General features: G+C 57.5%; 26 protein-coding genes. 10 read left to right on the top strand and 16 right to left on the bottom strand.

Annotated features, from left to right (window positions below; translation table 11 throughout):
* Positions 1-23: 23 nt before the first annotated feature.
* Together OS189_RS04975 and OS189_RS04970 are read right to left on the bottom strand one after the other, a co-directional pair.
* The gene (locus OS189_RS04975) at positions 24-698 is read right to left on the bottom strand and encodes a winged helix-turn-helix domain-containing protein (protein ID WP_267166531.1); all 675 of its coding nucleotides are present in this window, start codon (positions 696-698) and stop codon (positions 24-26) included.
* 1 nt (position 699) lies between these two features.
* Positions 700-990, bottom strand: a complete 291-nt coding sequence (locus tag OS189_RS04970; RefSeq protein WP_267166188.1) for a hypothetical protein — start codon at positions 988-990, stop codon at positions 700-702.
* 173 nt (positions 991-1,163) lie between these two features.
* Here OS189_RS04970 and OS189_RS04965 point away from each other — a divergent pair, with 173 nt between their 5' ends.
* From OS189_RS04965 to OS189_RS04955, 3 genes are all read left to right on the top strand, one after another.
* On the top strand, positions 1,164-1,724 hold the full coding sequence (locus tag OS189_RS04965; RefSeq protein WP_267166187.1) for a hypothetical protein: 561 nt from the start codon (positions 1,164-1,166) through the stop codon (positions 1,722-1,724).
* A gap of 149 nt (positions 1,725-1,873) precedes the next feature.
* Complete coding sequence (gene rnhB, locus OS189_RS04960) at positions 1,874-2,488, top strand: ribonuclease HII (protein ID WP_267166186.1); 615 nt, start codon at positions 1,874-1,876, stop codon at positions 2,486-2,488.
* A 106-nt stretch (positions 2,489-2,594) separates the two neighbouring features.
* A complete protein-coding gene (locus OS189_RS04955; protein ID WP_267166185.1) occupies positions 2,595-3,695 on the top strand; it encodes a site-specific DNA-methyltransferase in 1,101 nt (366 codons plus the stop codon).
* 103 nt (positions 3,696-3,798) lie between these two features.
* Here OS189_RS04955 and OS189_RS04950 read toward each other — a convergent pair whose 3' ends face one another.
* The 4 genes from OS189_RS04950 to mutY form a co-directional block, all read right to left on the bottom strand.
* Complete coding sequence (locus tag OS189_RS04950; protein WP_267166184.1) at positions 3,799-4,044, bottom strand: hypothetical protein; 246 nt, start codon at positions 4,042-4,044, stop codon at positions 3,799-3,801.
* Between the two features lie 85 nt (positions 4,045-4,129).
* The gene (locus OS189_RS04945) at positions 4,130-4,552 is read right to left on the bottom strand and encodes a response regulator (protein WP_267166183.1); all 423 of its coding nucleotides are present in this window, start codon (positions 4,550-4,552) and stop codon (positions 4,130-4,132) included.
* 60 nt (positions 4,553-4,612) lie between these two features.
* Positions 4,613-5,764, bottom strand: a complete 1,152-nt coding sequence (locus tag OS189_RS04940; RefSeq protein ID WP_267166182.1) for an alkane 1-monooxygenase — start codon at positions 5,762-5,764, stop codon at positions 4,613-4,615.
* 31 nt (positions 5,765-5,795) lie between these two features.
* Complete coding sequence (gene mutY, locus OS189_RS04935; protein ID WP_267166181.1) at positions 5,796-6,875, bottom strand: A/G-specific adenine glycosylase; 1,080 nt, start codon at positions 6,873-6,875, stop codon at positions 5,796-5,798.
* Between the two features lie 142 nt (positions 6,876-7,017).
* On the opposite strand from mutY, the gene OS189_RS04930 reads away from it, so the two are divergent.
* From OS189_RS04930 to OS189_RS04920, 3 genes are read left to right on the top strand one after another with little or no spacing between them, the layout of a single operon-like run.
* Entirely contained in the window at positions 7,018-7,524 is a 507-nt protein-coding gene (locus OS189_RS04930; protein WP_267166180.1) for a DUF721 domain-containing protein, read from the top strand.
* Positions 7,525-7,583: 59 nt separating this feature from the next.
* Positions 7,584-8,267, top strand: coding sequence for a DsbA family protein (locus OS189_RS04925; protein ID WP_267166179.1), 684 nt, complete (start codon positions 7,584-7,586; stop codon positions 8,265-8,267).
* On the top strand, positions 8,267-9,379 hold the full coding sequence (locus tag OS189_RS04920; RefSeq protein ID WP_267166178.1) for a CaiB/BaiF CoA transferase family protein: 1,113 nt from the start codon (positions 8,267-8,269) through the stop codon (positions 9,377-9,379). Before OS189_RS04925 ends, OS189_RS04920 begins: the two co-directional genes overlap by 1 nt.
* Before the next feature lie 21 nt (positions 9,380-9,400).
* On the opposite strand, the gene lpxK is transcribed toward OS189_RS04920, so the two are convergent.
* From lpxK to OS189_RS04890, 6 genes are all read right to left on the bottom strand, one after another.
* On the bottom strand, positions 9,401-10,393 hold the full coding sequence (lpxK, locus tag OS189_RS04915; protein ID WP_267166177.1) for a tetraacyldisaccharide 4'-kinase: 993 nt from the start codon (positions 10,391-10,393) through the stop codon (positions 9,401-9,403).
* A complete protein-coding gene (locus tag OS189_RS04910) occupies positions 10,393-11,625 on the bottom strand; it encodes a 3-deoxy-D-manno-octulosonic acid transferase (RefSeq protein ID WP_267166176.1) in 1,233 nt (410 codons plus the stop codon). The genes lpxK and OS189_RS04910 overlap by 1 nt, the downstream gene beginning before the upstream one ends.
* A gap of 7 nt (positions 11,626-11,632) precedes the next feature.
* On the bottom strand, positions 11,633-11,875 hold the full coding sequence (locus OS189_RS04905; protein WP_267166175.1) for a DUF4170 domain-containing protein: 243 nt from the start codon (positions 11,873-11,875) through the stop codon (positions 11,633-11,635).
* Positions 11,876-11,950: 75 nt separating this feature from the next.
* Positions 11,951-12,727: a 3'(2'),5'-bisphosphate nucleotidase CysQ gene (locus tag OS189_RS04900; protein WP_267166174.1), complete on the bottom strand. Its 777-nt coding sequence runs from the start codon at positions 12,725-12,727 to the stop codon at positions 11,951-11,953.
* A complete protein-coding gene (locus OS189_RS04895; RefSeq protein ID WP_267166173.1) occupies positions 12,714-14,060 on the bottom strand; it encodes a TldD/PmbA family protein in 1,347 nt (448 codons plus the stop codon). The genes OS189_RS04900 and OS189_RS04895 overlap by 14 nt, the downstream gene beginning before the upstream one ends.
* Before the next feature lie 118 nt (positions 14,061-14,178).
* Complete coding sequence (locus tag OS189_RS04890; RefSeq protein WP_267166172.1) at positions 14,179-15,714, bottom strand: DUF2125 domain-containing protein; 1,536 nt, start codon at positions 15,712-15,714, stop codon at positions 14,179-14,181.
* A gap of 163 nt (positions 15,715-15,877) precedes the next feature.
* Between OS189_RS04890 and OS189_RS04885 the strand changes: the two genes are divergently transcribed.
* The 4 genes from OS189_RS04885 to OS189_RS04870 all read left to right on the top strand — a co-directional run bounded on the left by OS189_RS04885 (position 15,878) and on the right by OS189_RS04870 (position 20,065).
* Positions 15,878-16,627 (top strand): SDR family oxidoreductase, encoded by a 750-nt coding sequence (locus tag OS189_RS04885; RefSeq protein ID WP_267166171.1) that lies wholly within the window; start codon positions 15,878-15,880, stop codon positions 16,625-16,627.
* Entirely contained in the window at positions 16,624-17,232 is a 609-nt protein-coding gene (locus OS189_RS04880; RefSeq protein WP_267166170.1) for an enoyl-CoA hydratase/isomerase family protein, read from the top strand. Before OS189_RS04885 ends, OS189_RS04880 begins: the two co-directional genes overlap by 4 nt.
* A 323-nt stretch (positions 17,233-17,555) precedes the next feature.
* The gene (locus OS189_RS04875; protein WP_267166169.1) at positions 17,556-18,887 is read left to right on the top strand and encodes a mechanosensitive ion channel family protein; all 1,332 of its coding nucleotides are present in this window, start codon (positions 17,556-17,558) and stop codon (positions 18,885-18,887) included.
* On the top strand, positions 18,884-20,065 hold the full coding sequence (locus OS189_RS04870; RefSeq protein ID WP_267166168.1) for a TIGR03862 family flavoprotein: 1,182 nt from the start codon (positions 18,884-18,886) through the stop codon (positions 20,063-20,065). The genes OS189_RS04875 and OS189_RS04870 overlap by 4 nt, the downstream gene beginning before the upstream one ends.
* Here the strand turns inward: OS189_RS04870 and OS189_RS04865 are convergent.
* Genes OS189_RS04865 through leuS form a run of 4 tightly spaced genes read right to left on the bottom strand, consistent with a single transcriptional unit; the run spans position 20,062 to position 24,760 of the window.
* Positions 20,062-20,655 carry a glutathione S-transferase family protein gene (locus OS189_RS04865; protein WP_267166167.1) on the bottom strand — a complete coding sequence of 198 codons (594 nt, stop codon included), beginning with the start codon at positions 20,653-20,655 and terminating at the stop codon, positions 20,062-20,064. The two genes, OS189_RS04870 and OS189_RS04865, sit on opposite strands and share 4 nt — an antisense overlap.
* 19 nt (positions 20,656-20,674) lie before the next feature.
* Positions 20,675-21,673, bottom strand: coding sequence for a DNA polymerase III subunit delta (locus OS189_RS04860; RefSeq protein WP_267166166.1), 999 nt, complete (start codon positions 21,671-21,673; stop codon positions 20,675-20,677).
* Complete coding sequence (gene lptE, locus OS189_RS04855; RefSeq protein WP_267166165.1) at positions 21,670-22,155, bottom strand: LPS assembly lipoprotein LptE; 486 nt, start codon at positions 22,153-22,155, stop codon at positions 21,670-21,672. The genes OS189_RS04860 and lptE overlap by 4 nt, the downstream gene beginning before the upstream one ends.
* Positions 22,142-24,760, bottom strand: coding sequence for a leucine--tRNA ligase (leuS, locus tag OS189_RS04850; protein ID WP_267166164.1), 2,619 nt, complete (start codon positions 24,758-24,760; stop codon positions 22,142-22,144). Before leuS ends, lptE begins: the two co-directional genes overlap by 14 nt.
* Positions 24,761-24,837 lie beyond the last annotated feature (77 nt).

Below are 24,837 nucleotides of genomic sequence, written 5' to 3'. Positions count from 1 at the left end.
GATGATCAGGAATGACCATAGCCCTAAAGCACCTTGATCACGTCCTTATCAATCGCCAGCATATAGCCGCGCCGTGCTATGTTTTTGACCAGTAATTCGCTGACCATCTGGTTGCCCAAAGTATCGCGCAAACGCTTTATCCGTGTGGCGCCCGCCGCTTCGTCACAATCTGCGGCATCCCTACCGGATATTACCGCTTCGATCTGCGAGCCCGACATCACATCATCATCCATACGGGCCTCCGCCAGAACGGCCATTGTCTCCATTGCGGCGTCGGTCAATTTAAAGCCGAGGTTGTTGAGGTACACTTTGTTCTCTTCTCGGCTGATCAGAAGGGAGGATACCTGAATGCCGGTCCGCTCAATCTGGGCCATGCGGCGATTGAAGGTGATGAGCAGCATCAGGAATACCACGGCAGCGATAAGCATAGCTGCCGCGAATATCAGCAGAACACCGATCAGCACGCGGTAATTGGTCAGCGTGTCGGAAAAGGCCGTGCCGGATTGGGCGAGTATTTCCAGCAGCTTGATTTCGGACGGTGAGGTGAGGGTGTCATTCTCGATGAATATCCGCTCGACCCGTGCGTTGAACGCATTGGCGTCGGGCAGCGCCCAGAACATGACCACAGCCCCAATCGTCAGCAGCGCAGCGACCGCGCAAATGCCGAAAATGACAAAGCGGCCACCGCTGCGGCGTATATCAGAAGCGGAGGAAGTTTGATCCGGCACTGTTTTTCCTTTGCGCTAGTCCGTCAGGCCCGAAAACCGAAACGATATTCAAAAGGGTCCAGCCCTGCGCGCCCAGCCGCTGTTCCAGTTGGGAACGCGCGGCATCTTTGGTGCAGTCACCGGAAACCTCGGCCACACCGTAATGCAGCCGAAGCGGATTGTCCTGTTTCGCTTTGTAATCGGCGTAACAGTCAGCGGCAAAGGCTGGCGTAGCAGATGCAAGCAACAGAGCGGCAAAGAGGGGAAAGCGGATGTGTTTCATGGGCGCAACGATGCGTTTTTCTGTGGTGTTATACAATATCCTGCGCCGCCGCAGTGAAGCGTTATTAGATAACAAGCGCCAGTTATTGCCTGTCCGACTGGCATTGGCCGAGATTGATGGAACACCGCAGCACAGACCGATTGTGCCGCACCTATCACAAAAGGACCACTCTCATGCGCCATCTGCTTCCTTCCCGCTTTGTTGGCACCTTTACAGGAGCCGCAATTGCCATGGCTACATTTACTGTTGCTCCCGCTTATGCCGATGATGACCGCACCGCACGTGCCATTGCCACAATACTGGGTTTGGCGGTTGTGGGTGCGATTATCCACGATAACCGGCAAGACAAGAAAAAGGACCATGTCAGGTATAAGGAACCGGTGCGCACTTATCCCAAGGCCACGACCCAATCCCAAGGCATCTATAATGGCAAGCGCCATCACGGCGGCAACGCCCATCAGCAGGGGTATAATCCGCCACGCCACAATGTGACACCAAAACCGCTGCCGCATCGGGTGAACCGCAAACTGCTTCCACAGGGATGCCTGCGCAGCTTTGAAACACGCAAAGGGAATGTACGCATGTTTGGCCGCCGCTGCCTTGAGCGCCACTATCGTCAAGTGAACCGCCTGCCGCAAAGCTGTTTCCAGCGCGTGCGTACGTTCAACGGTAAGCGGTCAGGCTATGGCGCACGGTGTTTGAGCCAGAACGGGTATCGGCTCGCGCGGCGCTGAACAGGAATCCGGCGCATCGGGTATCACCACTTTTTGCGCCGGTCCTTATGCGGCACGTCCCGCCGCATGGGAAACGGAAAGGGAGGGATGTTCGGGCATCTCTCCCTTTTCACTTGCACGCAGGGGCGGCATCCGGTTTCTGCACCGCCATGGAACCAGATTATTCATTCGAGAATTCAGCCCGCGCGCGCGGCTATGCCCGCATTGCTGGCGTAGATGAAGTAGGCCGCGGGCCATTGGCAGGACCGGTAACTGCCGCCGCTGTGGTACTGGACCCGACACGCATACCAGAAGGATTGAACGACAGCAAAAAGCTCAGTCGCAAAAAACGCGAACAACTCTATCCGTTGATCATGGCAGCGGCAGATGTGTCCATCGCCCACGCCAGCGTCGAAGAAATTGACGAGCACAATATACTGCGCGCCAGCCACATCGCGATGGTGCGCGCACTGGAAGGGCTAAAAATCCCGCCCGACTATTGCCTGATCGACGGAAACATGATCCCGCGCGGATTGTCCCTGCCAGCGGAAACAATCATCGCCGGTGACACGCGTTCTGTTTCCATTTCGGCGGCCTCAATTATGGCCAAAATATGTCGGGATTGTGTCATGTTGTCCCTTGCGCAACAGCACCCCGGATATGGCTGGGAGACGAACATGGGATATGGATCAAAAAGCCACATGTTGGCGCTTCAAAATTTGGGCGTAACCCCACACCATAGACGTTCGTTCAAGCCGGTACACAATATCTTGTGGCAAGAATAATTGTTAAAACTTTGATTCAAAAAACAAATTGACCCCGATTCCCTCTACGGTCATCTTGGGTCTCAAGCAACGAGTGCAAAAATGCACCGGGCAGTGAGGCAGAGCAATGACAGTAAAGACCAAGGAAGCGCAGGCGCTTCCCCTGAACACGATCCTAGACGGCGACTGTATCGAGGTGATGAATTCACTTCCCGCAAACAGTGTCGATCTGATCTTCGCAGATCCCCCCTATAACCTGCAATTGCGCGGCGATTTGCATCGTCCCGATAATTCCAAGGTAGACGCAGTGGATGACCACTGGGACCAGTTTGACAGCTTTGCGGTGTACGACAAATTCACCAAAGCATGGCTGAAAGCGGCGCGCCGGCTGTTAAAGCCAAATGGCGCGATCTGGGTCATTGGCAGCTATCACAACATCTTCCGCGTTGGTGCCGCGTTGCAGGATCAGGGCTACTGGATTCTCAATGACGTGGTATGGCGAAAGTCAAACCCGATGCCGAATTTCCGTGGCAAGCGTTTTACCAACGCCCATGAAACAATGATCTGGGCCGGCAAGGACGAAAACAGCAAATACACCTTTAACTACGAGGCGCTGAAGGCACTGAACGAAGGCATCCAGATGCGTAGTGACTGGGTCTTGCCCATTTGCAACGGTCACGAGCGTCTGAAAAACGAAGATGGTGACAAGGCGCACCCGACACAAAAACCCGAAAGCTTGTTGCACCGTGTGCTGGTCGGCTCCACCAACCCAGGTGATGTGATCCTTGACCCGTTCTTTGGTACGGGGACAACGGGGGCGGTTGCCAAAATGCTGGGCCGTGATTTCATTGGGATCGAGCGGGAGGAGGAGTACCGCAAGGTAGCCACCAAACGCATCGCGTCCGTGCGCAAATTCGATAACGAAGCGCTGCAAACAACCACTTCCAAGCGGGCAGAACCGCGTGTGCCGTTCGGCCAACTGGTAGAGCGTGGCATGCTGCGTCCGGGTGAAAACCTGTATTCAATGAACAACCGTCACAAAGCCAAAGTGCGCGCCGATGGCACGCTGATCGGTGATGACGTAAAAGGCTCGATCCATCAGGTCGGCGCGGCGCTGGAAGGCGCACCCAGCTGCAATGGATGGACATACTGGTGCTATAAAAAAGAAGGAAAAAGCGTCTCTATCGACGTGTTGCGCCAGCAGATCAGGGCAGAAATGCAAGCCTGATCGCCCCCTAGAAATTCGAACACCGCCAGTGTCACCGCACCCTCCACATGAGGGATGCGCTGATGACACTCACCTTGGCCCCGCCTTTCTGGCGGGGCTTTTTTTATGCGGTGGTCAGCGTCAGCCCGAATACCAGAACCAGACAGAGCCAGAAGATCACCATGCTTATTTGACTGATAGCATGCAGTACCCTTTGTAGGCTGGTTACTGGTGCGTTGCGCGGCGCTTTGTTGCCAACGCGAATTCCATCCCCCAACCAATCGCGCCACCACCCGGCAACGACCGAGACAGACAGGCAGATAAAGGCCACGCCATAGGCGTAGGGCTTGAGCAGTATCAGCGTTTCCATAACGCTAAAGGTAGGATCAGCAGGAACTTCCCGCAACCGGTCGATATGTATTATCGTTTACAGGATTGATCGCTGATGTGACTTGTCAGCTCACCCTGCGGCGTTTGCGCACGCCATTGCGCAGCGCCTGATCCACGTACTGCACACCGAATTCGGATTTATTGACGACATACAATACACCGGCAGAAGCTGCTTTTTCCCACATAAAGGGTGTGGGCCAGTCGCTGACCATAATTACAGGAATTTTGGCATGTTCCGGATTCGATGCCAGCTCCAACGCGAAATTTGCGCCGATCCCGTCGGGCAGATGGTTATCCAGCAGAATAAGCGAGATTTCACCGGCGGCCAGCGCCTTGCGTGCGGATTGCAATGTGGCCGCGACCTCTACCCGCATTTTATCTTGCGAGCGGCCAATTACGCGGGTCATCATAAGCTGGTCGAACTGGCTGTCTTCGATGATTAGGCAAGTCGCATCCCGAAGCGACCGAGCGGTGGCGTGCTGCTGCATAGAGAGAATCCCCTGACCTGATTACTCTCTCACGATTGACATATAGTAATTAAGGATCGCTTAGCGCGGCATTGGTGTGTTTGCGCGATTGTATTCCTGCCAGTCAGTGATTTCGGGGTAATACATCGCCCGCCAAGCGCGAACACGCGGGTTCATCGCGCGGCGCCACAGTGGTGGCATCATCGCCAGCATCGTCATCAGCGGATATCCATAGGGCAGTTGCGGCGCTTCGTCGGGACCATAGTTTTGCAAAACCGCAAACTGGCGGTCGGGTTTGTAATGATGGTCGGAATGGCGTTGCAGATTGATCAGCAACCAGTTGGAGGCTTTGTGCGCGGCATTCCAGCTATGGCGCGGCTGTACATGTTCGTACTTTCCATCGCCCAGATGTTTGCGGGTCAGGCCGTAATGTTCCACATAGTTGACCAGTTCCAACTGCCAGATGGCAACACCGGCCTGCACAATAAACAGGCCAACACCGGACCAGCCGCCCAGAACAAACGCGAGCACAATAAACCCGAGCTGTAGCGCCCAATACCGCCAGAACGGATTGCTGCGATCTGTCCAGGGCAGGTTTCTTCGGGCCAGCATCGCTTTTTCCGCGCGAAATGCGCTGACCCAGCATTGGTGCAGTACGCGGGGGTAAAAGCGGTGAAACCCTTCGTTGTAGCGCGCGGTGACAGGGTCACGCGGCGTCGCGACATAGCGGTGATGCACCAGCAGGTGTTCGGAACGAAAATGCGAATACAGCACCATCGCCAGCAGGATATCGGCCATCCAGCGTTCCGGTTTGCCCTTTCTGTGCATCAATTCATGCGAATAATTGATCCCGACCGTTCCGGTTATCACGCCAACACCGAAAAATACGCCGATCCGCTCCAGTGTGCTTAGATGCTCCGCCTGGGGGACGTACCACAGCAGGCTGATCAGCATGACAAACTGCACAGGCGTCCAGATCAGGGTGATCATGCTGTACCAGTAAAGATCATCACCGGTTGCACCAAGGTCCGCGTTTTGCGTGTTTAGCCCCAATGCAGCGTCCAGCGCTGTGAATAGATACCATGTTGCCGCGGGCACAATCACCAGCGTCCACCCCCCGTAGAGCGCACCGACCAAGGCAAGCGGGACCAGCACAAGCGATAACCAGAACGGCAAGGCACGGCCCAGCTTTGCCATTTCGGAGGGCGGGATCGGGGCGGCAGAGTTTGTCATGCTTTTGACCTTGAAAGACCTTTGCGCCTGTTCATAACAGGGATTGGCTGTCTGTCATATGCGGCGTCGCGTCTGATCGTACCAGATCATAGGCCTTTCGCATCACGGTGGGCAAATCCGACGGGCGGAACACATTGTCTGGCCTGAACGTACCCTGCGCAGGTTCCGCGCCAGGCGGCAACTGCGCGGTGACGACCCGCAGGATCAGATGAAAATGCGTGAAGGTGTGCCGCACCTCACCGCTGTTCTCTGTCCAGTCGCCTGTTGCCGGTGGCGCGCTTTGGGGATGGGGCAGCGCGGCATCCACCCACTCTGACCCGGGCCAGCCGAGCATTCCACCCAACAAACCCTTCTCGGGCCGCGTCTCCAGCAGCCATGCGCCATCGGTGCGGCGGCCGATGTAAACCGTGCCATGCCGGACCGGCTTGGCTTTCTTCGGCGTCTTTTTCGGCAGGTCCGCCATGGTTCCGGCAGCGCGCGCAGCACAGGGGTCACGCCAAGGGCAGATGCCGCAAGCGGGTGATTTCGGCGTGCAGATGGTGGCGCCCAGATCCATCACCGCTTGCGCATAATCACCGGCCCGCCGCGCAGGCGTTAACGCCTTTGCGTGGATCATCAGTTGTGGCTTGGCATCCGGTAGCGGCGTGTGGATGTCATAGAGCCGCGCCATAACGCGCTCTACGTTGCCATCAAGAACAGCGTGGGGCAGATCGAATGCAATCGATGAAACCGCTGCCGCTGTGTATGGTCCGATACCGGGTAGGTTGAGGAGCGCGTCATGGTCGGCGGGAAATACGCCGTCGTGGTCTGTAACCACTGTTCGGGCGCATTTCAACAGATTACGCGCCCGCGCATAGTATCCCAGCCCTGCCCATTCCGCCATGACGTCTGCGTCTTGCGCCGCCGCCAGATCACGCACTGTGGGCCAGCGGGTGATAAAGCGGATGAAATAGTCTTTTACCGTGGCAACTGTGGTCTGTTGCAGCATAATCTCGCTTAGCCAGACGGCGTAAGGGTCGGGTAGAACGCCGGCGGAACGGGCCTGCGGTGATGTTCGCCATGGCATTTCGCGGGCATGGGCATCATACCACTCCAGCAAGATTACAGACATGTTATCTTCTTCACGCACTGTTTATGAACCGATCCTGAATTGCCATAGTGGCAGCGCCGCCGCGTTGCGTTATGCTACTGCCTGACGATATAGCGCGGCATCCCTCCGGGTGCCACTCACACCGCAAGAAAGAAACCTAACCATGCCGCCCCGCCGCCCCACAACCAAAGGATTTGCCCGCACGGCCAGCTTGCTGAGTGGCAAAATCCGCAAGGCATCCGAAAGCCGTGGATTCGCGCAGTCGCGTTTGCTGACCAACTGGGCCGAAGTGGTGGGCGAGGATGCGGCGGCGATCTCGCGTCCTGTCGAGGTGTCTTATGGCCGTGGGGGTATGGGGGCCACGCTGACGCTGCTGACCACCGGTGCCAACGCTCCGGTCCTTGAAATGCAAAAAGAACAACTGCGCACGCGGGTAAATGCGGTTTACGGCTACAACGCCATCGCCCGTATCCGTGTTACGCAAACCGCTGCTACGGGGTTTGCCGAAGGGCAGGTGGCGTTCCAACACGCGCCCAAGAGAAAAGCCGCCCTACCTGATCCTGCCTTGCGCGAACAGGCCACAAAAACCGCCGCGCTTATCGGTGACGACACGTTGCGCGATGCGCTGGCCCGTCTGGGCGAAAACATACTGAACAAGCAAAAAAGCTGAGCGCGCAAACTACAGCATTCCCAACATCATTGAACGAAATTGAACGAAGGACTTACGAAATGAACCGCAGAAACATGATTATCGGTGCCGTCGCCACTTTGGGCCTTGGTGGCTGGTATCTGTCCAGCACCCGCAACACCACAATGGTTGCATTTCCCGATGCACGTCTGCCCGGTGCCGCAAACGCACAAAGCACAAATGGCGATGTCGATACTTCAGGCATCAAGGACATGGTGCTGGGTAATCCCGATGCGACTGTAGAAATTATTGAATATGCCTCTTTCACCTGCCCGCACTGCGCCACGTTTCATCAGGGGCCGTTCAAACAGCTAAAGTCCGAATTTATTGACACGGGCAAGGTGCGGTTCATCCACCGCGAAGTGTTCTTTGACCGCTTCGGGTTGTGGGCATCTCTCGTGGCGCGTTGCGGCGGAGAAGAGAAGTATTTCGGCATCATCAACATGATCTATTCAAGCCAGTCCGAATGGACCCGCGCAGGTGAGCCGGCCGCGATTGTCGATGAACTGCGCAAGATCGGGCGTCTGGCAGGGCTTGAAAACGATGCGATCGAGGCCTGTTTGCAGGACGGTGATCAGGCGCAGGCGATGGTTGCCTGGTATCAGAAAAACGCCGAAGCCGACGGCATCACCAGCACGCCGAGCTTTGTCATCGATGGCAAGAAACATGCCAACATGAGCTATGCAGACATGCAGAAAATCATCAACGACGCATTGGCAGGCTGATGACTGCGCCGCTGGCTGGCCTGAAGGTCATCGAACTGGCCCGTGTTCTGGCTGGCCCTTGGGCCGGTCAGACGCTGGCTGATCTGGGTGCCGAAGTGATCAAGGTGGAGAGCCCCGATGGCGATGACACGCGCCAATGGGGCCCTCCCTTTATCGAGCGCGGTGAAGATCAATCGTCTTCGTATTATCATTCCGCGAACCGCGGCAAGGCGTCGGTGGTTGTCGATTTGCGTACGCCGGAAGGGCAGGCAAAAATGCATGCCCTTCTGGAAGATGCCGACATCATGATCGAAAATTTCAAAACCGGCGGGCTGGCCAAATACGGCTTGGACTATGCCAGCCTGAAAAAGCGGTTTCCAAAGCTTATCTACTGCTCGATCACGGGGTTCGGTCATACGGGGCCTTACGCACACCGCGCTGGGTATGATTTTATTATTCAGGGCATTTCCGGTTTGATGTCGATCACCGGTGAACCTGACAGGCAGCCCCAGAAACACGGGATGGCAATTACCGATATCATCACCGGGATTTACTCCACCACCGCAATTCTGGCGGCTGTCCATCAGCGCAACAGCACCGGAAAGGGCCAGCATATTGATATGTCCCTGCTGGATTGCGCAGTGTCGATTACCGGCAATCAGGCGATGAACTATCTGACCACGGGGATCGCACCGACGCGGATGGGCAATGCGCACCCGAACCTTACTCCCTATGAAGTCTTTGAAGCATCTGACGGCCATTTGATCATCGCCACGGGCAATGACGGGCAATACCAACGCCTGTGCAAGCTGTTGGGGCTGGATGATATGGCCGCTGATCCCGACTACATCAAAAACGCCAACCGCGTGGCAAACCGCCCTGCGATGATTGCGCGGCTGAATGGCGCAACGCGGCAGCGCAGCCGCGATGACCTGTTGCAAGCTTGTGAAGACAACAACGTGCCCGCCGGTCCAATCAATACGATGGAAGACACGTTCAATGACCCGCAGGTGAAAGCACGCGGTATGCAGATCGAACTTGATGGTGTGCCGGGTATAAGATCACCGTTCAGGTTTTCAGAGGCAGAGCTGTCACTGGGCCGCCCCTCGCCGAAACTGGGCGAGGATAACTGAGTCGATACCAGCAACGGGCCCCTATTTTTCTGCGTCCGCAATTCGCTTCAGCGCGTCCCAGAGGGCATTATTCTGCGCAAGCGCCAGCCGGACGGGCAATGTGATTACCTTGCTGCGGTACGAGAGCGGCAGGCGGACCGCATCCTTTTCGGTTGTGACCAGCTGCGCGCCTTTGGCCCGCGCATCAGCTTCCAGCCGTCCCAGCAGCGCGGCGGTCAATGGCTGGTGATCGCTCAGCGGTTCGGCATGCACCAGCGTTGCGCCAAGACCGCGCAATGTGGAAAAGAACTTCTCGGGGTGGGCGATGCCCGCGAAGGCCAGAAGCGGGGTATCGGTCCAATCCATCCCTGTTTGCAGCGGGGTCAGCGCGGCGCACACGTGCGGCAGATGCTCGGGCAATGCGGTCTGCGCAAATTGCTTTTGCGCGGCGTCATTCCCGATTGAAAGAAGTATATCAGCCCGTGCAAGGCCCGTCGCGACAGGCTCTCTCAGCGGTCCCGCGGGGAGACACAGGCCATTGCCAAATCCCTTGCTTGCATCGACGACAACAATGCTCAGATCATAGGCGAGTGCAGGGTTCTGGAAACCGTCATCCAGTACGATGGTTTTTGCACCGGCGGCCTGGGCCGCTTGCGCACCTTCGGCGCGATTCTGCGCAACCCAGACTTCGGCAAAGGCGGCCAGCAGAAGCGGTTCATCCCCCACTTGCGCCGCTGTATGGCGGGAGGGATCAACCCGTATCGGTCCTTTCAATGTACCGCCGTAACCGCGCGAGACGACATGCGGTTCAAGATACAGATCACGCAAGCGTTCCACCACGGCTATGACTGTCGGGGTCTTGCCGGTGCCGCCTGCGTTGATGTTGCCGACACAAATCACCGGCACGTCCATCTTTATCCGCGCACCCTGTGACAGGCGGCGCGCCGTAGCGCGCGCGTACAATGCGCCCAGCGGTTGCAACAAACGGGCGCGGAAGCCGGGGCGGGGGCGATGCCAGAAATCAGGCGCACGCATTATTTCGGCCCCTTTCGGCCATCCAGCGTATCCTGCACCAGATCGGTAATCCGGTCCATCAGCGCAGCGCCCTCGCTGACCACATCCCAGCCTGCATGTGCCATGATCGCGGCCTGATCCGGTGCGACCAGCCGGTTAACAGCCATGCCCAACGCGGCGCTGTCATTGATAATGCGCGCAGCCCCTGCGGTGGCCAGACGGGAATAGCTTTGCAAATGCCGCCCCACACGGGGGCCGTACAATACGGCAGACCCCAGCGCGGCTGCCTCCAGTGGATCAATACCACCCCGCCCCGCGACAAGCGATCCGCCCAGAAATGAAACCGGTGCCACACGATAGAACAACCCGATGTCGCGGGGGTCTTCACTGATCAGGATCTGTGTTGTTTCATCGGGATAGTCACCGTTATCCCAGTTTGACACCCGAAACTCTTGGGCGCGGGCCTCGGCGAAGGCATCGGCCGGATCAAGAGTGCCTGCTGGACGCAATATCAATAGCAACCTGTGCGACAGACGCAGGGCCTGCCGGTGCGCCGCCAGCACGGTCTGCAGCTCTTCCTGCTGCACGCCGTTTGCAAACCAGATAGCGCGGCCCACACAAGCGGCGGCAAGATCAGCGAGGTCGGTTTCATTGCATGGTAACGCCTGCCCCCCAGCGAGCAGAGCGCTAGTGACTTCAACGAGTTCCTTATCAAGACCCAACTGGGTCAGCCGTCTTGCGGCGGCGGGTGTTCGTGCCATGGCTTCGGAAAACAGCGGCAGAATGTTGCGCGCGACATCAGGCAGCCAACGATCGCGCCGACCGTCAAAACCCGAGGTGTCAGCGTTGATCAGAAACATCGGTATGTGTCGCGCATCGGCTTCGATAATCAGGTTGGGCCGCAAGCCGCCCCACGTCCATACGCAACAATCGGGTGACCAGTAATCGAGAAAGGCAGTTACGCTCGCCGGATGGTCATCACGGATTTCGCCCAGATAGATTCCGTCAGGCTGTATTGTATCCATCGCGCTGCTGGCACGGGGAAATGCGGTCATGGTGATCAAGACGCTCAGGCTAGGGCGACTGGCAATCTGGCGCAATGCCAGATCCTGAACCGCCAGAAACCCGTCGATTTCGGCGCAGTGTATCCACAATAATTCTCCTGTGGGACGCGCGACATCAAAGGTCGGCAGCCGCGCTTCGCCGCGCCGTGCCAGCGCACGGTAGGCAGTCAGGCCCAGTGAGCGGGCCATCCCGCGATCAGCCCAGCTCTTCGGTTGACGAAGCTGCCGCTTCTTCATCGCGCAGGCGGTGCAGATGGGCGATGAAATACCGCATGTGTGCGTTGTCTACTGTTCGCTGTGCTTCGTTCTTCCACGCGTCATAGGCGGCGTCATAGTTGGGGAAAATCCCGACGATATGAAGGTCGTCGACGTTTTTGAAGATGTTTTCACTGGGGGTTACCAGCTCACCACCGAAAACAAGGTGCAGGCGTTGGGTCATCGTGTTTGATCCTTCAAGGTTGCTTGTGGATGTGTTTGCACGGCGCAGGCCTGTGCCGTCAAGCACGCAGGGGTGTTAGGCCAGCGCATCAATCACCGCAGCATGAATGGCGCGGCCACCGGCAACCACCCCGTCAAGACGCGGGTCGGCAGAGTTGAACCGCAACGGTGCGCCGCGCTGGTTGGTGATTGCACCGCCTGCTTCCGATACAATCAGCGCGCCTGCGGCGATGTCCCACTCCCAACTGGGGCGCAACGTCAGCATGGCGTCAAACCGTGATTGCGCAACCAGCCCCAGACGATACGCCAGCGACGGGCGATAGGCGGGTTTGAACGGGGGGCAGATACCATCGCGCCACAGCGGCCCCGCCATGGCGGGGCGAGCCGCGAGAATGGTTGAAAGGGAAAAGTCCGCTTGCCCCGACGCGTTGATCCGCGCCCCGTTCAGATAGGCACCCGCACCGCGCGCCGCCGTGTAAAGAAGGTTGCGCAGCGGCAGATAGATAACAGCGGCAGTGACCTCACCATGCTCTGCAACGGCGAGAGCGTGAGCCCAGGTGGTGGCCCCTTCGGTAAAACTGCGGGTGCCGTCGATTGGATCGACAATAAAAACACGGTCATGGCCAAGGCGGATGATACCGTCTTCCGTCTCCTCCGACAGCCAGCCGTAATCGGGCCGCGCCAGTAGCAGCGTTTGCTGCAACATATCGTTCACGGCCAGATCGGCCTCGGTCACGGGGCCAGCGCCATCCGGCTTGTCCCAACGTTTTGTCGAAGTTCCGACAAAGCTGGTGGCAATACGGCCCGCCATGCGCGCCGCGTCTATCAACAGGGGTAAATCAGCTGCCGGCAATGGTCATCCCCGTCACCAGCAAGGACGGAACAACGCGGCTGAGATGGGAGCGCGCATCATTAGCCGGTACTATGGCGCGCAGCATATCGCGCAGATTCCCCGCAATAGTACATTCGTTGACCGCATAGGTAATCTCGCCGTTTTCGACCCATAGGCCAGCAGCACCGCGAGAATAATCGCCTGTGTTGGGGTTGATCGTAGACCCGATCATGGAGGTGACCAGCAGACCCGTTCCCATGTCACGGATCAGATTCTCGCGGCTGGCGCTGCCTTGGGTCAGGGCGATGTTCCATGAACTGGGCGAAGGGCCGGAGCCTGTGCCGCGCGCCGCGTTGGCGGTGGAGGGCAGGCCCAGCTGACGACCTGTCGCCAGATCAAGCGTCCAGCCTTGCAGCACACCGTCCTTGACTACTGCGCGCTTCTCGGTGGCCAAAAACTCCGCATCGAAAGGGCGGCTTCCGGTGATGCGGGGGCGGTGGGGGTCTTCAATCAGCGATATCCCTTCGGGCAGCACTTGGGTGCCCATCGCATCGCGCAGGAACGATGCGCCACGCGTGATTGCGCTGCCGTTGATCGCACCCAGCAAATGCCCGATCAGCGAACTTGCAATGCGTTCGTCAAACAACACTGGAAAAGCGCCCGTGGGGGGCTTGCGTGCATCCATCCGTTGCAGTGCGCGCTCTGCCGCGGTGCGGCCGATTTCGCTTGCGCCGCGCAGGTCGGATTGGAAAATCCGGCTGTCGCCATCATAATCACGCTCCATTCCTGCGCCTGTGCCCGCAATGGCCACACAGCTCAGGCCGCGATCTGTCCGGCGGTAACCGCCGGAAAAGCCGTTGCTGCCTGCAAGGCGAATTTCACGCGCACCATACCCTGCACTGGCCGACTGCACCTGACTGATGCCTTCTACTTCAAGCGCGGCGGCTTCCGCCTGCGCTGCATCTTCTTGCAACGCTGCAGGCGCAGGCTCGGGGGTGGGGTCATAAAGCTCCAACGCGTCGGCGTCCCAGTTTGTGACAAGCTGGCTGGCATCCGCCAAGCCCGCACAGGGGTTTTCAGGGGCTTCGCGCGCCATGGCCACAGCCCGCTCCGCCATTTCGGCCAGCGTCCGCGAGGAAGTGTCCGAGGCTGACACAATGGCGCTGCGATGGCCGACGAACACCCGCAGCCCGATTTCCGTGCCTTCTTCGCGCTGCGCTTCTTCCAGCGCACCTGCGCGCACATCAACTGAAACAGACGTGCCGCGAAGGGCCATTGCATCCGCATCATCCGCGCCTGCTGCTTTTGCTGCATCCAGCATTTGCGCCGTCAGCGCATCAAGTGCTTGGGTCATCATACTCTCCTGATCAGGGGATAGAGGTAGCGGCGGGGGCCATTCCCCGCAAGAGCGGGCGCCGAAAGAAAAAAGCGGCCCGTGGGGGCCGCCTTGCGGTCTGGTCAGGAACGTCCACCTATTTTATGCGCTGCCCGTTGGCGAGGATCTGACCCTCTTCGTTAAACTCAATTGTTGATTTCAACGTATCCGGTGCATCGCCGGGAACAGCGAAAAGACCCATCATCATACGCACACCCATGATCTGCTCCGCGGGCACAACGCCCATTGCAACAAGCTTGTCGAGCAAAGCATTTGTGCCAGCTAGATCAACGTTGATTGCGCCGACAGGCTTGGGAACGCCGGGCAGGGTGGTTTTATCGGTGTTGTCAAAGGTCAGGTCGCCAGTTGCCTGAGCTTTGGCACCAACGGCATCTATCGTCAGATTGTTAATCTTGAGCGCTTCAATCTCACCGGCGCTTTTCCCGCTCTCGGCAAGACCTTGCACTGTTTCGGCGTTGAATGCATCGACCAGTATCTTGGCTTTACCGCTCAGGTCCAGTTGTACGGTGGCAGGATCGCGGGGCAACTGCGCGGACGGATCGAACAACGCCCAGATAATATCAGACATCGTCAGGCCGGACACATTGAAGGCCAGCCCGAAATCCTGAGCTTCGTCAGACTTCAGCATCGGCGCGCGCAGTTTGAAGCCGGTGTTTTCCATCTCGACAAACAACGGGAAGGGGAGGCCAGCCAACTGCGCACCTACCTGCACCTGTTTGGAGTTTACGTCATAGTTAAGACCATCCTCACCCATGGCGAAAGACAGCGTTGACCCGCCTGCGCCTGTCTTGATCTTCGATGCGCCTTCGTCAGACACGATTTCCATCTGCGTTTCAGTGGAATTCGTGGTGAATTTACCGTCAAAAGCAAAGCCAGCGGCCAGAAGGGGTGCCATTTCCTGCGTTTGGGCAATATCTGCCAGTGGCAGCGCGCTGGTGCCTGTGAATGCCGGATTGTTGATGGAGCTGTTTACGCTTACCGCTTCGACACTATCGGGGGACTTGAAGAATAAATCGTAGGCAACGCTGCCCCATTTGATGCTCTGGTCGTATTCGCGCAGGTCGCCGGTGTTCACGGTGGTCAGCGATTCTACCGCTTCTCCGGTCAGCGAAAAACGCGCGGCGTTCTGGTCAAAATCATCGCCGTCAACCCGCAGGGAGGCCAGTTCCAGCGCGAAATTGTCTGCACTGTAGTCATAGCGCATCGCCGACGAATCTCCGCTGGCGACCATGCTTTGGCCGATTTGCGAATAAACCATTTCAATACGTGTCGGACGTTCCGTGCTGTTGGGGGTAATCTCCAGCACGATAGGCATAGAGGGGGGCGTGACCACATCCACACTGCCGTTGTCGTTTTGTTCGAACTGGATCGGGCCCATTTGCATGGTCATCGATTTTATGTCGGGTCCACCGTTGATCTGGACAGCGATATCGCTGACAGCCAGGGTCTCCCCCGTGACCGTTTCGGTGGCTGTTACAGTGTATCCCATGCCTTCAAAATATCCCCGCCAGTCCTGCCATACCTCGGCAGACGTGAGATCGGCCGCGGCATTTGATGACACAAAAGACAGGCAAATGGCGGTGGATGCCATGTAGGTGCGGGCAATCGACATAGTTAAGTTCCTCGTCATTCAAAAGTTGTCATAAGGGTCTGGCAAACCATCCTGAGGGTCAAGAGGGCATGCGCGGGCCATCTATAGGCTGGTCGTTGCGCCGCGGGAGCGCTACCTAATGGTGGCGAGAATGCGAAAACCTGCCATGAATGGGAGAATTCAGATGGATATGACCTCAAAAACCGTAATGATCACCGGTGCCAGCCGCGGGATCGGGGCCGAAGCTGCGCGGGTTTTTGCCAATGCGGGAGCCAATGTGGTGCTGCTGGCGCGATCGCAAGACGATATTGCGGCGCTGGCAGGCGAAATCGGTGAAAAAGCTATCGCAATACCCTGTAACGTGGCGCGCTACAGCGAGATGTATTCGGCGGTGGCCACTACAGTGAAAGTGTTCGGCGGCATTGATGTTTTAATCAACAATGCGGGCGTGGTTGATCCGATCAGTCAAATGAGCGCGGCTGACCCCGATGAGTGGGGCCAGTTGATTGATATCAACGTAAAAGGTGTTTTCAACGGCATTCATGCGGCATTACCGGTGATCAAGTCGGGCGGCGGTGGATCTGTGCTGACGATCAGTTCGGGTGCCGCCCACAACGCGATTGAGGGGTGGAGCGCATATTGTGCCTCCAAAGCTGCCGTAAATATGCTTGGCCGCTCGCTGCATCTGGAAGAATCGGCAAATGGTATTCGTGCGATTGGCCTTTCCCCCGGAACGGTGGCAACGCAGATGCAACGCAAGATCAAGGATTCCGGCATCAATCCGGTGAGCCAGCTTGACTGGGATGTTCACGTTCCAGCCGACTGGCCTGCGCGCTGCCTGCTGTGGATGTGCAGCCCCGAGGCTGATAAATACTGCGGTGAGGAAATTTCGCTGCGCGAAGACGAGATCCGCCGTGCGGTCGGTCTGATATGATTGAACTTGCGAAAGATAGCGGCGTTTGGACGGTTACAATTAACCGGCCCGACAAGGCCAATGCCTTGACCGAGGACATGCTGCGCACCCTGTGCGAGATTATGGAAAGCGCAGATGAAGCGCGCGCTGTGATTCTTACTGGGCGCGGAAAGGTTTTCAGCGCGGGTGCCGATCTGGATGCAGCCCGCACAGGGTTGGCAGTTTCCGGTTTGTGGGAGCGGCTGTCGGGTGCAATTGCACGCTTGCCCGGTCTGACGATCGCAGCGCTGAACGGAACGCTTGCAGGGGGCGCCACGGGTATGGCGCTTGCCTGTGATATCCGCATCGTAGTGCCGGATGCCAAATTTTTCTATCCGGTGATGAAGCTGGGCTATTTGCCACAACCCAGCGACCCTGCGCGCATGACGGCGCTGATCGGCCCTGCGCGCACCAAGTTGATCCTTATGGGCGGTCAGAAAATCCGCGCTGACGAAGCCTTGGCATTCGGTCTGGTGGACCGTGTGGTGGCGCCTGACACCCTGATGGAAACGGCACATTCAATCTGCGCAGATACCATCGCCGCACCGATAGAAATTGCCCGTGGTATCAAGGAAATGTGCGGCTAGCAGCGGCTCAGATTAGAGGCACAAACGGAACATCACAGGCGGCGAGAATCAGAAGGGATGTGAGAACAAGTGCGATACGCATAGGGTTTTCCTGTAATTTCTGCTTTTTGGGCGTTTTTCGGGTTATTATCACAGCAGGGGCGCTGTCGGATAGTGCTTGTCATAAACAGGTGTGCGTTCAAGGTGGGTATTTGCCATCGCGGCTGTGCAACTAACCGGCAAAATCAACATTCCTGACGGCGCAGGGACGCGCGCGCCACTTGATCCTGATGATGCACTGCGCCAAGAGAGTGCATGGCCGACCGGAATTAGAAGGCGCTGAAATGAACTTCGACCTTACAGAATATCCCCCTATTGTTCAGCAGATCGCCGGATATGCCGAGCAAGGGTACGAATTGGCCCTTGGATGGTTGTTGAGCCCTGCGGCTTGGTCGCAGTTTGCTATTCTGGTGGGTGCCTATCTGCTGGCACTGTTGATCACACGCCGCCTGCGACCCGCGCTACACAATCTGATTGATCCGGCAGACAAGCAGAACATGTTTACGGCGATACGTCTGTTTGTACTGCAATTCCTGCCCCTGATATTACCGCTGTTGGCTTATGCTTTGACCGGTATAGGAGAGCAGGTTGTCCGATCGGTTTTTGACAGTGGTGCGGTGATCGCCTTTGGCAAGCGGGTATTCATGTTTCTCGCTGTGCGGATATTCGTGCGCGACATTCTTGCTGATCCGTTTCTCAAGCTGCTGGGCCGCTTTATGCTTTTGCCGATTGCGGCGCTGTACGCGGTAGGTCTGCTTGATGTGGTAACGCTACAGCTTACCGAAACGGTGGTTGGCGTCGGCAACATCCGCTTTTCACTGATCGCGATCGTGCGGGGTTTGATTGCGGGGTCGCTGCTGTTCTGGCTTGGCCAATGGTCCAACAACCAGACATCGGCGTTGATTGAAAAACAGGAAATGCGCCCCTCTATCCGCCAACTGCTGATCAAAACGGTTGAGTTTATGATCTTTGGCATTGCGTTTTTGGTGCTGATGAACGTGATGGGCATCAATCTGGGCGCGCTTGCCGTGCTGGGCGGTGCGATTGGTGTGGGCCTCGGGTTTGGCCTGCAAAAGATCGCGTCGAACTTTATTTCCGGTGTCATCCTGTTGATCGAAGGACAGGCAACTGTTGGCGATTATGTCGAACTGGACGGGGGAGAAACGGGCAAGATCGTTAAAATGACAGCCCGCGCCGCCATTCTGGAAACGTTTGACGGCCGCTGGATCGTTGTTCCGAACGAAGATTTCATCACAACGCGCGTGGTGAATTATTCCGATCAAGGGTCGGCAAACCGCTACGAGGCCCCTTTCTCTGTCAGCTATGACACCGACATCAATCTGGTGCCGCCAATCATCGAAGCTGCGGTATCGACCCACCCCGAGATTCTGGACCTGCCATACCCGCCTGATTGCGAACTGCGCGGATTTGGCGACAGTGGCATCGATTTTGCGGTCGAGTTCTGGGTCAACGGGATTGATGATGGCCCCAATAAATACACATCTGACGTGCTGTTCCTGATCTGGAACGCGCTTAAGGAAAACGGCATCGAAATCCCCTATCCCCAGCGCGTGGTCGAGATTAAAGGCGGCCTGCCTGCTGCTGTGCCGGAATGAAAACGGCAGTCGTCATCGGGGCGGGGCCTGCGGGATTGATGGCGGCGCAGGTCTTGGCGCAAGCCGGTGTTGCGGTAACCATCTGCGATGCAAAACCATCGGTCGGGCGCAAATTTCTGATGGCGGGAAAATCCGGCCTAAACATCACCAAAGCCGAAGATGCCGAGAAATTTCGCGACGCTTTTGCCGAGGCTACGCCATGGCTCGCGCCCATGTTGAACGCATTTGGCCCCGACGAAGTGCAGGAATGGGCGCGTGATCTGGGGGAAGAATTGTTCACCGGCTCCACGGGGCGCGTGTTTCCCAAGGCGATGAAAGCATCACCGCTGCTGCGCGCATGGCTGGCCCGTCTGCGCAGGCTGGGCGTGACGGTCAACACCCGCTGGCGCTGGACAGGATTTTCGGCGCAGGCACTGCACTTTGATACCCCTTCCGGGGACCAGACGCTGACCCCCGACGCGACGATTCTTGCGCTGGGCGGAGCCAGCTGGGCGCGCCTTGGCTCGGACGGGGCGTGGGCTGCGATCCTGTCGGAACATGGTGTGACTGTTACACCGTTTGCGCCTGCAAACACTGGGTTGGCCGTAGATTGGACGCCCTACATGGAAAAACATCTTGGCGCGGCGATCAAGGGTGTCGCGCTGCACGCCGGGCCTTATCTCTCACGCGGTGAAGCTGTACTGTCGCGCGAAGGGCTGGAAGGGGGCGGTGTCTATACTGTCTCGCGCGGCGTGCGTGAAGGCCATGATCTGACACTTGATCTGATGCCTGATCTGGATGTCGCGGCGATTGCACAGAAGTTACGTAAACCGCAAGGCAAGGCCACGCAGACAAGTCATATTCGTAAAACGCTGGGGCTGGATGCAGCGAAAATTGCACTGTTGCAGGAAATGGCAATGCCGCTGCCCAAAGAACCCGATGCGCTGGCGTCCGTTATAAAATCGCTGCCAGTGAAACACACAGGTTTGCGCCCGCTAGACGAAGCGATCTCGACCGCCGGAGGAATCGCACATGCGGGACTGGACGAGGCCCTGATGTTACGCGCACTGTCAAACGTCTATGCCGTTGGCGAAATGCTGGACTGGGAGGCACCGACGGGCGGCTATCTGATCACGGGCTGTCTGGCGACAGGTGCGTGGGCGGGCCACCATGCAGCGGCCCGCCTGGCCTCTGGCTAGGCGGGATCACGCGCTTGCACGGCCTTGAACGCATCGCGTTTGCGCAGGTCAGCGGCCCATGTGCCAAGACGGTCATCGACCCTTGGGAAACCGGCACCAATTGACCAGTTGATGCAATGCACGGCCAGCAGATCCGGCACGGTAATTTCATCGCCCATCAAAAACGGCCCTTCCAGACGCTCGGCCAGTGTGGTGGCGCTGCGGGTGAATTCAGCTTTCAGGCTGTCCTTGATTTCCGGCATGCGCATTTCTTTTGGCCAGACAAAGCTGTGCTTGGCCGCAGCCCAAAGAATCGCGTCAAATTCATCAATTAGCCAGAACAGCATAGCGTCCTGCCGTGCGCGGGCAGGGGTGCCGGCAGGGGCCGTCAGCGCGCCGTGTTTGTCTGCAAGGTATTGCATGATGGCAACCGAATCCGTCAGCACATCATCGCCGTCCAGAAGCGCGGGGATTTTGCCCGACGGATTGTATTTGCGCGCCTCATCCGAGCGCGGCGCGGCGGCGATCAGGTCATAGCTTTGGCCCAATTCCTCCAGCATCCAAGCGACGCGAAATGCGCGCGATTTTATGCTTCCGATTACTGTGTACATTGTCGTTCCTCCCCAAAGGTTAGCTGGCGCCAAACATTGCCAGCCTGATGAATGTCCGTTCGATGATTGCCATCGCTGGCGCCGTTTGGCCCGCCGAGCGCAGTTGCAAATCAGTGTCTGTCAGGATGCCAAGGGCCGTATCAAGCTTGGCCGCGCCCCAATCACGCGACTGTCGCACGACGCGGTCGCGATCACGCACCCCCCAAACCGGCGCGCCGGGGTTGCAGGCTGTACGATGCAAGGTGCGGAAATGGCGCATCGCCATAATGCTGAGGGTCACGGCATTCACGCCCTGACTTTGCAGGCGGCGCATCAGCGGCCCGATCAGCGCGGACTGCTTTTCTGCAACGATATTCAGGATGTCATCCACAGCAGCCTCGATCGATGCAGGCGCACAGGCGGCGATATCGTCAAGCGAAACAGGCGTATAGGGCGCACTCAGCATATAGAGCGACAGTTTTTCCAGTGTCTGACGGAAATCACCGGGATCAAGGCTGCGCGCAAGATCCTCAAGCGCTGCCATAGCGGGACCATCCGCGCGTAATTTCGCATCCCGAAGCAAGCGCTCTATCTCGGCGCGATCGGACGGATCATCATAGATTCCCCAAGCATAGGCGTCACGGTGCCCTTCGAATGCCTTCAGCAGCTTTGACGTTTTTTTCAGATCACCCGCACTGACAACAATCTGGGCATCGCCTGGCTGCCAATCGCCCATGGTCTGGACAATGGTCTGTGCCACAACTTCTGATGCGCCTTCGACAAAGGCAGCGCGGGGGCCGGGAAAGAAACCGACAGCCTTGATCGCATCCATCAACAGCGCGGGTTCGCGCCGCAGATCGCCGGCAGCAATACGGGTCAGGCGCATTTCCTCTTCGGCAGCGGGGCCCAGAAGCGCCTTTAGGTATTCCTGCCGCTTTAACGCCACCCGCATGGCATCGCCGCCATATAGCAGCATCCCGAGCTTGTCCCGAGGGGGTTTTGCAACAATGCCTGCCCCATCGCGCCGCCCCAGTTTCATGCCGGAATGTCCGCCGCATAAAGCCGTGCGGTGATCTGATCTGCGAGAATGATCATCAACCGCTCGACCGCATCACGCTCTGCGGCGAGGGTGGCAACAGTTGTGCCTGTCGCGGAATAGGCAGTGAAGTTGCGCACTTTGCCAGAGGTAACAACGCTGCCTGCGACCGTGTCGCGCAAGGCGAAATCCACAATCCCCGTAAGGTTGAAACGGATAATGTCACCTGCCGCGTTGATGGCAAGCCCGTCTTCCTCAAGCGTGATTGTGATATCGAGTGCATAGCGCGCAGCACTACCGCTGCGGCCAAGCCGCGTTTCCAGACGCTGCGTCAGCAGATACCCCGCCTGACTTGAGGGTTCCTGCACCAACACCTGACCGCGCAATTGCGAACCTGATCCATCCGGCCCGTACACCGGCGTAAAACCGCACGCGGCCAGGACCAGAGGCAGGGCAATTAGGGTCCGGCGGTTATACAACGACATTTACAATCCGTCCCGGGACAACGATCACCTTCTTGGGTGTTCCGCCGTCAAGGATACGGATCACAGCTTCGTGGGCAAGAGCCAGCTTTTCCACCTCGTCTTTGGGCATGTCCGCTGGCACATCAATTTCGCCGCGCCGCTTGCCGTTGACCTGAATGGGCAGCGTGACCGTATCGTCTTTCATCATTGCTTCATCTGCCACAGGCCACGGGGCCGTTGCGATCAGGCCCTCACCGCCCTGCATGGCCCAAATATCCTCTGCCAGATGCGGGGTCATCGGGGACATCAGCTGCGCCAAGGTCATCACGGCCTTCCGCTGCGCGGCTTTTGACGCTTTGGATTTTTGCAAAATCGCAGTGAAAGCATAGAGCTTTGCGATGGCCGCGTTAAAGCCGAACGATTCGATTGCCATTGTGACATCGTGAATAGCTTTGTGCATCTGGCGCAGCAGGTCGTCATCACCAGTTCCTGCGGCATTTTCATCCATCGCAGCAATTCTGTCGCTGATGTTCCATACCCGCCCAAGGTGTTTGTAGCCCGCCTCGGCACCGGATGCTGTCCACTCAACATCCCGCTCGGGGGGGGAATCGCTCAGCACAAACCAGCGCGCAGTATCCGCGCCGAAATCGGAAATGATGTTCAGCGGATCAACAACGTTATTCTTGGATTTGGACATCTTGGCTGACGGGATGATTTCAACTTCTTCGCCGCCTTCCTTCAGGAACGCCTTGTCACCTTTGAGGATTACTTCTTCAGGGTAATGGAAGATTGGTCGATTTGTCATTTCGAACGTGACGTCGGTGTTACCAAAAGTTAACTCTGTATCGCCCATCGTTACAGGTTTTGTAGATTTGTAGATCGCGTGCGTCACCATTCCTTGCGTAAACAATGCGTCAAACGGCTCAATTGCTGATTCTGGCAAGTGGCCTGTGATGTGCATCGCACGGGCAAAGAAGCGCGCGTAAAGGAGGTGGAGAATCGCGTGTTCGACGCCGCCGATGTATTGATCGACGTTCATCCAGTATTCCGCGTCTTCCATCACTGTGGGCGTATCGGCATGCGGCGCGGTAAAGCGCGCATAATACCATGACGAATCGACAAACGTGTCCATCGTGTCTGTTTCACGCAATGCGGATTTCCCACAAGACGGGCAAGGCGTGGTGCGCCATTCGGTGTGGCGGTCCAGCGGATTTCCCGGAATGTCGAATGTCACGTCCTCCGGCAGTTTGACGGGCAGGTTCTCTTTCTTTTCAGGCACCACGCCGCAGTCATCGCAATGCACCACGGGAATCGGGCAGCCCCAGTAGCGTTGCCGCGACAGGCCCCAGTCGCGCAGGCGGAACTTTGTCACCCCTTGGCCAACGCCTTGCGCCTCGCAAAACTCGATTGCTGTATCGATTCCTTCCAGCCCTGTCTGCCACTGTTCTCCGGCAAAACCGCGGTTGTAGAAAACTTTTTCGGTTTTTGGCGGCACATAGGCCTCGGTCAGCTCGTCCGATGCATCCTCGGATGGCAGATAGGTGGCGATGATGGGCAGGCCGTATTTGGTAGCAAATTCAAAATCGCGTTGATCATGGGCAGGGCAACCGAAGATTGCGCCGGTGCCGTAATCCATCAGAATAAAGTTGGCGATATAGACTGGCAATTCCTGTGAGGTATCAAACGGATGGCGCACGCGGATGCCCGTATCGAATCCCAGCTTTTCCGCAGTTTCAATCGCTTCTTCGGTTGTGCCGCCTTTGCGACATTCAGCCGTAAACGCGGCAATCTCGGCGTTGTCGCGTTCCAGCAGTTTGGCAATCGGGTGGTCTGGTGAAATGCCAACAAAGCTGGCCCCCAGCAGGGTATCGGGGCGTGTAGTGTAAACTTCGATCCGGTCATGGCCATCGGGTGCATTGACGGTCGAGAATGCAAATTGCAAACCGCGTGACTTGCCGATCCAGTTTTCCTGCATCAGCCGCACCTTGGCTGGCCAGTTTTCCAAAGTATCCAGCGCGCTCAGCAGTTCATCGGAGTAATCCGAGATTTTGAAGAACCACTGCGTCAGTTCACGCCGTTCTACCAGCGCGCCGGAGCGCCAGCCGCGCCCTTGCTCGACCTGTTCGTTCGCCAGAACGGTCATGTCCACAGGATCCCAGTTTACAATAGCGTTCTTACGGTAAATCAGCCCCGCTTCGATCATATCGATGAACATGGCCTGTTGGTGCTGGTAGTAATCGGGATGGCAAGTGGCAATTTCGCGCGACCAATCCAGCGAGAACCCCAGCGGCTTCATCTGGGCTTTCATGTCTTCGATGTTCTGGTAGGTCCACTCGCCGGGATGGATACCTTTTTGCATGGCAGCGTTTTCAGCGGCCAAACCAAACGAATCCCACCCCATCGGGTGCAAAACATTAAAACCCTTTGCCAGCTTATAGCGCGCAATCACGTCACCCATCGTGTAGTTGCGAACGTGACCCATATGAATGCGGCCCGACGGATAGGGAAACATCTCCAGCACGTAGTACTTCGGTTTGGACGCAGAGCGGACAGCTTTGAAAATCTGTGACTGCTCCCACGCAGTTTGCCAGCGGGCTTCGATCTCGGAGGGGGTGTAGCGGGTCATGTGCAGGCCTTTTTACGCAGCAACGCCGGACGTGTGGTAATCACAAAGCCCGGCGCTGCACTATATTGATAACGAAT

The organism is Sulfitobacter sp. F26169L, assembly GCF_026410285.1.
GTDB lineage: Bacteria > Pseudomonadota > Alphaproteobacteria > Rhodobacterales > Rhodobacteraceae > Sulfitobacter.
The sequence above is the reverse complement of the archived record's forward strand: the minus strand, read 5'-3'. Positions and strand labels throughout refer to the sequence as shown.

What these genes read in the sequence shown, in the direction of transcription:
- OS189_RS04920 (WP_267166178.1), top strand. Translation starts at nt 8,267, where the DNA reads ATGACTGCGCCGCTGGCTGGCCTGAAGGTCATCGAACTGGCCCGTGTT.
- OS189_RS04955 (WP_267166185.1), top strand. Translation starts at nt 2,595, where the DNA reads ATGACAGTAAAGACCAAGGAAGCGCAGGCGCTTCCCCTGAACACGATC.
- OS189_RS04890 (WP_267166172.1), bottom strand. Translation starts at nt 15,714, where the DNA reads ATGTCGATTGCCCGCACCTACATGGCATCCACCGCCATTTGCCTGTCT.
- OS189_RS04940 (WP_267166182.1), bottom strand. Translation starts at nt 5,764, where the DNA reads ATGACAAACTCTGCCGCCCCGATCCCGCCCTCCGAAATGGCAAAGCTG.
- OS189_RS04950 (WP_267166184.1), bottom strand. Translation starts at nt 4,044, where the DNA reads ATGGAAACGCTGATACTGCTCAAGCCCTACGCCTATGGCGTGGCCTTT.
- OS189_RS04970 (WP_267166188.1), bottom strand. Translation starts at nt 990, where the DNA reads ATGAAACACATCCGCTTTCCCCTCTTTGCCGCTCTGTTGCTTGCATCT.
- OS189_RS04870 (WP_267166168.1), top strand. Translation starts at nt 18,884, where the DNA reads ATGAAAACGGCAGTCGTCATCGGGGCGGGGCCTGCGGGATTGATGGCG.
- OS189_RS04885 (WP_267166171.1), top strand. Translation starts at nt 15,878, where the DNA reads ATGGATATGACCTCAAAAACCGTAATGATCACCGGTGCCAGCCGCGGG.
- OS189_RS04865 (WP_267166167.1), bottom strand. Translation starts at nt 20,655, where the DNA reads ATGTACACAGTAATCGGAAGCATAAAATCGCGCGCATTTCGCGTCGCT.
- OS189_RS04895 (WP_267166173.1), bottom strand. Translation starts at nt 14,060, where the DNA reads ATGACCCAAGCACTTGATGCGCTGACGGCGCAAATGCTGGATGCAGCA.
- rnhB (WP_267166186.1), top strand. Translation starts at nt 1,874, where the DNA reads ATGGAACCAGATTATTCATTCGAGAATTCAGCCCGCGCGCGCGGCTAT.
- lpxK (WP_267166177.1), bottom strand. Translation starts at nt 10,393, where the DNA reads ATGCGTGCGCCTGATTTCTGGCATCGCCCCCGCCCCGGCTTCCGCGCC.
- OS189_RS04910 (WP_267166176.1), bottom strand. Translation starts at nt 11,625, where the DNA reads ATGGCCCGCTCACTGGGCCTGACTGCCTACCGTGCGCTGGCACGGCGC.
- OS189_RS04905 (WP_267166175.1), bottom strand. Translation starts at nt 11,875, where the DNA reads ATGACCCAACGCCTGCACCTTGTTTTCGGTGGTGAGCTGGTAACCCCC.
- mutY (WP_267166181.1), bottom strand. Translation starts at nt 6,875, where the DNA reads ATGTCTGTAATCTTGCTGGAGTGGTATGATGCCCATGCCCGCGAAATG.
- leuS (WP_267166164.1), bottom strand. Translation starts at nt 24,760, where the DNA reads ATGACCCGCTACACCCCCTCCGAGATCGAAGCCCGCTGGCAAACTGCG.
- OS189_RS04945 (WP_267166183.1), bottom strand. Translation starts at nt 4,552, where the DNA reads ATGCAGCAGCACGCCACCGCTCGGTCGCTTCGGGATGCGACTTGCCTA.
- OS189_RS04930 (WP_267166180.1), top strand. Translation starts at nt 7,018, where the DNA reads ATGCCGCCCCGCCGCCCCACAACCAAAGGATTTGCCCGCACGGCCAGC.
- OS189_RS04965 (WP_267166187.1), top strand. Translation starts at nt 1,164, where the DNA reads ATGCGCCATCTGCTTCCTTCCCGCTTTGTTGGCACCTTTACAGGAGCC.
- OS189_RS04860 (WP_267166166.1), bottom strand. Translation starts at nt 21,673, where the DNA reads ATGAAACTGGGGCGGCGCGATGGGGCAGGCATTGTTGCAAAACCCCCT.
- lptE (WP_267166165.1), bottom strand. Translation starts at nt 22,155, where the DNA reads ATGTCGTTGTATAACCGCCGGACCCTAATTGCCCTGCCTCTGGTCCTG.
- OS189_RS04880 (WP_267166170.1), top strand. Translation starts at nt 16,624, where the DNA reads ATGATTGAACTTGCGAAAGATAGCGGCGTTTGGACGGTTACAATTAAC.
- OS189_RS04925 (WP_267166179.1), top strand. Translation starts at nt 7,584, where the DNA reads ATGAACCGCAGAAACATGATTATCGGTGCCGTCGCCACTTTGGGCCTT.
- OS189_RS04875 (WP_267166169.1), top strand. Translation starts at nt 17,556, where the DNA reads ATGAACTTCGACCTTACAGAATATCCCCCTATTGTTCAGCAGATCGCC.